Consider the following 7,985-nt stretch of genomic DNA (forward strand, 5'->3'; position numbering starts at 1 on the left):
TCCATAATTTTTTTTGATTTGTTAACTTAATTATTATTGAACCTGTATCCATGTGTGAAAGAATTAGAGAAAATTAAACTTCAAATATAATATCTGAGAGTTTAACCACTCTATTAAAAACTCAAAGCTATCGCTTTTTATACTTATACCCTGTATAGGTATATATGTTAGTCTAGTTATATACCTATACTGTGAAGAACTTGTGAAGAAGAGTTAAAAAAATATTTTTTTAACATATAATTTATTGACAAAATTAGACATTTTACTATTTATCTTATCTTTCAGAACAAAAACAAAAAACCTTCTACCTCTAGAAAAATCCAGAGGCAGAAGGTTAATTCCGCGGTTCCACTCTAATTAAGCATTACTGCTCATCTCAATTTAGACACATAGTGTCTAATCTCTATAACGGGAGAACCCGTAACAGCCTACTAATTTTCAGCCTAACACTCACAGGGGCACTTGGGCTATAATTCTACATGGAACTCTCTCACCTATTAGTTCCTCTCTGTTATGATTCATATAACTTACTCTTCCTGATCATAGTGTTTTTATATATTTATTTTTAATCCATGTAATTCATATCAATTTACTCGGTATTGTTTTAGACTTATTATAATTAAACATTTAACAAAAGTCAATAGCTTTTTATAATTTTATATAAAATAAAAATAGGCAATCAAAATCAGATTAAAAATTTAATTTGATAGCCTATTTATAACTACATATCCATTTTTCTACATTCTTATGTGCATTCTTTTGAAGTATGTTTTGCATATCCACTAAATTTTTTAATTTATATAACGTTATTCATTTCATCCATTATATTTATTATAGTTTCATCAGTTATAGTCATACCTTGAGAGCTTACTTTACCTAGATTTCTTATACTTTCTTCTACCTTATTTCCTACTATACCGTTAAGTGGAGGAACTATACAATTATATTTAGTTATTATAGCACTTTGCACAGCCGCAGATGCTGCTGATGCTAGTTTTAATGCGCATCCTGATTTAGCCCCATCGCATATCATTCCGCTTAAGTTTGCTATCATATTCTCTATTGAACCTTCTATTTGCTTATAACTTCCTCCCATTAACCACGTTATAGCTGCAGCTACTCCTGTTGATGCTGCAACTCCACAACCACAAACAGCAGATAATCTACCTGTATAGTTTTTTATATAAGCAGTAATTAAGTGGCTTATAGCTAATGCTTTAGCCAACTTTTCTTCACTTTGAGGGAACTTGTTATTGTAAGCTACTATTGGTAATATTGCAGTTATTCCATGGTTTCCACTTCCATTAGAACTCATAACAGGCATTTTAATTCCAGACATTCTAGCATCTGCCGCAGCAGCAGTTAACATCATAGCACTATTTATAAGGTCATCCCCTAATAATCCATCTTCTATTGATTTCTTAATTCCATAACCTACACCTATCCCTACTTTCTTTTGTAGTGCATAAGTTGCTATTTTCTTATTCATATCTATACCATCTATTAAAAATTTTATATCTTCTAGTTCCATATTTTCTATTTCTTGTATTAGTTCTTTTATGCTCCTCTCTTCTAACAAATTTTCTTTTTCAGTAGTTAGGCAAGCCTCTTGAATAACAGCTTTTTCATTTAATAAAACCTCATTATTTTTAGATATATATACAAAATTATCATGTTTTTCCCTTATTATAGTTCTAGCTGTACTATTCTTCCCCTTTAAATTTACCTCTATATAAATTTTTTCTTTAGTATCTGCTGGAGATATTTTTATTATATTTTTATCCATATATTCTTCGGATATTTTAACTTGTTTTTCGTTTAAAGCTTCCAAAACTGTCAATCCATACTCAGAATTACCGCCTATGATTCCCATCGATGCTGCTATTTTTAATCCTAACTTATCTGTTCCTGGTACACCGACACACATGCCATTTTTATATACATTAGGACTAACAAATATATTACAATCTACTATTTCTTCTTGTAATAATTCTCTAGCCTTAGCACAAGCAAGTGCTACTGCTACAGGTTCTGTGCAACCTAAAGCTGGTTTTACTTCTGATTTTAATAAATCTATTAGATATTCCACATTTTTCGTTTTAACTTTTATCATTTTGTATCCTCCTAAAAAATCACCCTAGAACTATAATTTTCATATTTTATCATAATATTTAATCTTAAATAATAGTAAATCTTATTTGTTAATATCATATATATTAATTATGTAATTTTTATGAAGAATAAAATGTATACTTTGTTATTATTTTAACTTAATTTTTATTTCTTCATATGTTCTTCACAATTTTTCCATAATATTGTATATGGTTACAATATCAAAGATATAAAAGGTATTTGTTATATTATATGAGAGGGGGAACTATATATTATTTAAGAGGTTTGGTAACCTGTTTTAGGTATTAGACTTAAATATTAAAATGGTTTGGAGGAGATAAAATGAACACAACATTTTCTGTAATTTTTAGTATTGCTGTAATGCTTATTCTTGTCTATGTATTATTTAAAATGCAAAAGAAGCATTACTCTTTTACTGCCAGGGTGCTTACAGCTTTAGGTATAGGTATTTTATATGGAGCAATACTTCAAATGATTTATGGAGCATCATCAGATGTAGTCACTCAATCTAACAGCTGGTTTGCTGTTATTGGTTCAGGCTATGTAAGATTGTTAAAAATGATAGTAACTCCACTTGTATTTGTATCTATAACATCTGCAATTATTAATCAAAAATCTAAAAACTTAGGAAAAATAACAGGTTTAATCATCGCTGTTCTTTTAATTACAACGGGGATTTCCGCTGCAGTTGGAGCAGGTTCTGCAAGTGTTTTTAACTTGACAGCACAAGGGTTACAGGTAGGAGAAAATGAATCTAAGAGAACTGAGGAATTAGAAACGGGGCTAATAGATTTTCAGGCAAAACCTATTCAAGAACAAATAACTGAAATTATACCAACAAATCCCTTTTATGCAATGACAGGTCAAACTAGTTCTGCTACATTATCTGTAGTTGTATTTTCTGCTTTTATCGCAATTGCGGTTTTAGGATTAGAGAAAAAGAAACCAGAATCAGCAGAATTTTTTACTAAAATAATAAATTCTCTACATGATGTAGTTATGAGATTGGTGACAATGATTTTAAGATTAACGCCATATGGTGTATTGGCACTTATGACTAAAGTAGTTTCTTCAAGTGACTACAACGAAATTCTAAGATTACTAAACTTTGTTTTAGCTTCTTACGTTGCTATATTAATAATGTTTATTGTTCATCTAATAATTGTTGCATTGATTGGTTTAAATCCGTTTACTTATTTAAAGAAAATTGCACCTGTATTGGCATTTGCATTTACATCAAGAACAAGTGCTGGTACTCTACCATTGAATGTTGAAGCTCAAATTGATAAACTAGGCGTTGAAGAGGGTCACGCTAACCTTTCCGCATCTCTTGGAACAACTATAGGTCAAAATGGTTGCGCTGGTATTTATCCAGCAATGCTAGCTATAATGATTGCTCCAACAGTTGGAATTAATCCTTTAGCACCAGCATTTCTAATTAAACTTATAGTGGTTACAGCTTTAGGGTCTTTTGGGATTGCAGGAGTAGGTGGTGGTGCAACTTTTGCAGCACTAACTGTTCTTTCTATTATGGGCCTTCCTGTAGGTTTAGTTGGTTTATTAATAGCTATAGAACCTTTAATAGATATGGCTAGAACTGCACTTAATGTAAGTGGCTCTATGGTAGCTGGATTAGTTTCAAGTAAATTTACAAATGAACTAGATACAGATATATATAATAGTAAGCAATTAGCTGAATAATTTATAAAAACCGTTGATAAAATATATCAACGGTTTTTTGTAATGTATTTTGCTTATCTTTCAACTGCTTCATTATCACCTATCTCAGTTAATGCAAAAGCTCCATATATCCCAGCTATACCAACTATAGAACAAATTATTCTATCTACTCAAGACATTGCTCCAAGTGAAGAGCCAAATAAAGAACCTACTAAATCAAATCCAAAGAAGCCTATCCACCCTAATCTTAAAGCAGCTAAAACAGATAATACCAATGCTACTGTTCTCATTTAACTCCCTATTAGTCTTATATAATTAAAGGTCTATTGCATTTTTCTTTTTATATTCAGTAAGATATATTTGCTTTTTTTCATTCTTATATAGATGTGTTTGGCTATCTTTCTTTTCACAACTTGTATGTCCTACAAACCTTCCGCAGAACATAATAACAACCTACTTGTATAATTCACCTTTCTTAACTTTATTATATGGAAATATTATGGAGAACTTATGATGAATAAAAAGTTAGTACATTATTTTAATAAAATTAGATAACATATTAAAATCTTCAAAATGTCTATACAAAGAACATTGATAAATTACCAAATAATTATTAACCCTAACATAAAAAAACAAAGCCCAGCATAAACACTGGGCTTTGTTCTTTATATTTATTTTCTATATTGAGGTTCTTCTGATTTCACAAAATCAAGTCTACTTTGAAGAACTTGAGCTGTATTTTGGGTTGTTTGCGCTAATTGGTTAAATATTTGTTTAGCTTGTTTATCATTTGTATCCATAGCAAAAGTTTTTAGCTGAGCAGATAATCCTTGCGCACTCGTTAAAGCTTGTTCTAATTTATTTACTGTAGCCATATTAGATTCCTCCTTAAAAATATGAAACTTTTCAAATTTATTATGTGTAATTTAAATAAAATAATTATTTCAATTAGCAGTTATAGACATATGAATTAATATTACCAATCTTGTAAAAAATAGTTTACGAAGAATTATTATACAAATATAACTTAGAAAAAGGTGATTTTTTGGATATATATACTATTTTTTTTGAAGGAAAGAAGCTTGGTATAATAGAGTTATTTATGAGAACATCTATATTATATTTTATGCTATTTAGCTCAGCTAAAATAATGGGGTTTCGTCAACCAGGGATATTAACTCCATATAATTTTTTGATGGCAGCTGGTATTAGTCATATTGCAGCGGCTAGAATGGTAAATCCAAAAGCAAGATTAGTAGATGCTATAGCTATAATTATTGTATATACTTTAATTAATCTATTTATTTCATTTTTATATTTTAAAATTCCAACTATAGTATCTCAAAAACCAGTTATATTAGTTAAAAGTGGAAAAATAGTGAATAGTAATCTTTCAAAAACAAGATTAACAATAGATAATCTATTTTCTATTCTAAGACAAAAAGATGCACCAAATATTGAAAAAGTAGAATATTTAATTGCTGAATCTACAGGGGATTTTAGTGTAGCATTAGATAATAATAGTTTGCCTGTAACTAAAATAGATATGGGATTAGAAATTTCTCAAGATATTTTACCTCAAATTTTAATTTACAAAGGGAAAATAGATCAAAAAATTTTAAATAAAAATAAACTAAATTATAATTGGATCGATAATGAACTTAAATCTAGTAATATAGATAAGATAGAAAATGTTTATTTAGGCATTTTAACTTCAGATAGAAAATTATATATAAATATGTAGGAGGTAATTTATGCCCGAAACATTTGGAGTAATAAAAGACATTTCACTATTTGGATTTATAATAAGAACTTTTATTGTAGGTATAATAGTTTTTCTAGTAGGAAGATACGTACCAAAAAGAGCAATAAATCAGCTTACATCATATGACTTTGTGTTAATATGGATATTAGGTGCTTTAACGGTTGCGCCATTACTTGATGGAGAAATTTCTTTTACATATATAATTGTTCCTTTATTAACCCTATTCTTTTGGCATTTTATAATTAATTCTATATCTTTAAAAAATCGAAAATTATCTTTCTTTTTTAATGGGAAACCTATAATTTTAATAGATGACGGTAAACTAATAAGAAATAATTTAAAAAAACATTTTATAAATATCGATTTACTTTTAAGTGAATTAAGAATTAAAAATATTTTTAATATCTCAGAGGTTAAATATTTAATTTTAGAGCCTAATGGTCACTTTAGCATTATAAAGAAAGAATCACATAGAGTAGTTACTCCACCGGATATTAATTTACTTGCCAAACCTGCTGATTTGCCTTTGGTAATTATAAATGATGGTAAATTATTTGAGGAGAATTTAATTAAATCGGGAGTAGATAAAGAATGGCTTATAACTAATCTTATCATGTACAATGTAAGTGATATAACGGAAATTTATTTAGCTACTATAGATAGTACTAAGAGATTGTATATCGCCAGTAAATATTAATAAATACATATATTTTATATATAAATAATAAAGGTTAAGCTTATTGATAAAAGCTTAACCTTTATTATTTAATTATTATTTTAAGCTAGGATATGCATATACCAAATATCTTTCAGGTGCATTTCCAATAAAATTAAAAGGGTAGCATGTTTGTATAACTAACTCTTCTTGAGGGTATGTTGATTTAATAACCTGTGTATCTTCTGGCTTAACAATTTTTGTATGAGAAATTATATACTTTACTTTTCCATAAGGCATTTCAACATATAATTCATCTCCAGGTTTTAAATTTTGTATTTCTCTAAATATTTTTTCTCTATGAATTGCTAAATATATTTGATCATTTTGCAATGGATATTTAGAATACTTTATGTGCCCAATACCCTTGTCTAAATCATTAACAGTAACCCCTTCTATTATAGGAATTTCCTTTTTAAATTTAGGTATATATAGTATCCCAAAAACTTGACCGGATTCTGCTTTAAAATCCTTTGCTTTCTCTTTGTCAAATTTATCTTCACTTCTGGTTTTATTTACAAGTGATTGTGCTTTTACTAAAGCTGTATTTTGCTCTAAATTTTTAGATACTAAATTATATATAGGGTTTATAAACATTATCAAACCAACTACTATAAATAATATCGGTATTATTTTTCTCATGTTTTATAGAGTTTACAACTCCTTTTTTGTTATTAAATTCTAGTCACCAATCATACTTAAGAACTGCTTTAAACGTTCATTTCTCGTGTTTTCAAATATCTGATTAGGTGCACCAACCTCAACAACTACTCCATTATCCATAAAGACAACTTTATGAGCTGCATCCCTTGCAAAGCTCATTTGATGAGTTACTACTACCATTGTCATTCCTTCTTTAGAAAGATCTTTCATTACCTTTAGTACTTCAGATGCTAACTCTGGATCTAGGGCAGAAGTAGGTTCATCAAATAATAAAACCTCAGGATCCATTGCCATAGCACGGGCAATAGCTACTCTTTGTTGCTGACCTCCTGAGAGTTCATGTGGATACTGATCTTTTTTATCCAAAAGTCCAACTTTATCTAAAAGCCTAATACCTTTTTCACTGGCTTCTTTCTTTGAACGTTTTAATACCGTTACCTGTCCCTCCATTATATTTTCTATAACTGTCATATGAGGAAACAGATAAAAACCTTGAAATACCATTCCAGTTCGTTGTCTAAGTGTTAATGTTTCAATATTAGACACCTTTTTACCTTCATTAAATGATAGGTCACTTTTTCCGATTGTTATAGAACCATCATTTGGAGTTTCTAATAAATTTATACATCTTAGGAGAGTTGTTTTCCCTGAGCCTGACGGCCCAATAATAACTGCTGTCTCTCCTTTATTAACCTGTAAGTCTATACCTTTTAAAATTTCATTGCTTCCAAAGCTCTTACGTAAACCTTTTATATCTATCATAAAATTTCCTCCTGCATTACTTTGTCACATATCTTTCAAGTCTTTTTTCCATCCTATGCTGAACCGCTGATAGCACACTGCAGAACATAAGATATACAAATGCCACTTCAATATACATCCATAAAGGTTCATAAGTTGCTGCTGTAATTCTCTGAGCTATTTGGAACATCTCAGTAACAGTTATTGTAGCAGCAAGTGATGTATCTTTAATAAGACTAATAAAAGAGTTAAACAATGGCGGTACGGAAACTCTAGCAGCCTGAGGAA

General features: G+C 29.3%; 10 protein-coding genes and 1 other annotated feature. Of the genes, 4 read left to right on the forward strand and 6 right to left on the reverse strand.

Translation table 11 applies throughout. The features are described from left to right. Positions 1–319: 319 nt before the first annotated feature. Positions 320–553, reverse strand: a binding site (T-box leader). A 243-nt stretch (positions 554–796) separates the two neighbouring features. Beyond that, positions 797–2,113: an L-cysteine desulfidase family protein gene (locus tag ACUSRV_RS16250; protein ID WP_490143022.1), complete on the reverse strand. Its 1,317-nt coding sequence runs from the start codon at positions 2,111–2,113 to the stop codon at positions 797–799. Positions 2,114–2,454: 341 nt separating this feature from the next. Here ACUSRV_RS16250 and ACUSRV_RS16255 point away from each other — a divergent pair, with 341 nt between their 5' ends. Then, on the forward strand, positions 2,455–3,834 hold the full coding sequence (locus tag ACUSRV_RS16255) for an L-cystine transporter (protein WP_490143023.1): 1,380 nt from the start codon (positions 2,455–2,457) through the stop codon (positions 3,832–3,834). A gap of 42 nt (positions 3,835–3,876) precedes the next feature. Next, positions 3,877–4,107 (forward strand): hypothetical protein, encoded by a 231-nt coding sequence (locus ACUSRV_RS16260; RefSeq protein WP_490143024.1) that lies wholly within the window; start codon positions 3,877–3,879, stop codon positions 4,105–4,107. A 21-nt stretch (positions 4,108–4,128) separates the two neighbouring features. On the opposite strand, the gene ACUSRV_RS16265 is transcribed toward ACUSRV_RS16260, so the two are convergent. Both ACUSRV_RS16265 and ACUSRV_RS16270 read right to left on the reverse strand, forming a co-directional pair. Continuing rightward, entirely contained in the window at positions 4,129–4,257 is a 129-nt protein-coding gene (locus ACUSRV_RS16265) for a hypothetical protein (RefSeq protein WP_490143025.1), read from the reverse strand. A gap of 227 nt (positions 4,258–4,484) precedes the next feature. Then, the gene (locus ACUSRV_RS16270) at positions 4,485–4,688 is read right to left on the reverse strand and encodes a DUF1657 domain-containing protein (protein WP_490143026.1); all 204 of its coding nucleotides are present in this window, start codon (positions 4,686–4,688) and stop codon (positions 4,485–4,487) included. 170 nt (positions 4,689–4,858) lie between these two features. Between ACUSRV_RS16270 and ACUSRV_RS16275 the strand changes: the two genes are divergently transcribed. Together ACUSRV_RS16275 and ACUSRV_RS16280 are read left to right on the forward strand one after the other, a co-directional pair. Beyond that, a complete protein-coding gene (locus ACUSRV_RS16275) occupies positions 4,859–5,557 on the forward strand; it encodes a YetF domain-containing protein (protein WP_490143027.1) in 699 nt (232 codons plus the stop codon). Between the two features lie 10 nt (positions 5,558–5,567). Further along, positions 5,568–6,275 (forward strand): YetF domain-containing protein, encoded by a 708-nt coding sequence (locus ACUSRV_RS16280; RefSeq protein WP_490143028.1) that lies wholly within the window; start codon positions 5,568–5,570, stop codon positions 6,273–6,275. A gap of 75 nt (positions 6,276–6,350) precedes the next feature. Here ACUSRV_RS16280 and ACUSRV_RS16285 read toward each other — a convergent pair whose 3' ends face one another. The 3 genes from ACUSRV_RS16285 to ACUSRV_RS16295 form a co-directional block, all read right to left on the reverse strand. Then, positions 6,351–6,890 carry a class D sortase gene (locus ACUSRV_RS16285; RefSeq protein ID WP_490143029.1) on the reverse strand — a complete coding sequence of 180 codons (540 nt, stop codon included), beginning with the start codon at positions 6,888–6,890 and terminating at the stop codon, positions 6,351–6,353. Between the two features lie 84 nt (positions 6,891–6,974). Further along, positions 6,975–7,718, reverse strand: a complete 744-nt coding sequence (locus ACUSRV_RS16290) for an amino acid ABC transporter ATP-binding protein (RefSeq protein ID WP_490143030.1) — start codon at positions 7,716–7,718, stop codon at positions 6,975–6,977. A 16-nt stretch (positions 7,719–7,734) separates the two neighbouring features. Continuing rightward, the coding region (locus tag ACUSRV_RS16295; protein WP_490142851.1) for an ABC transporter permease subunit at positions 7,735–7,985 on the reverse strand (251 nt) is incomplete at its 5' end.

The organism is Sporacetigenium sp. TC11 (assembly GCF_058146105.1).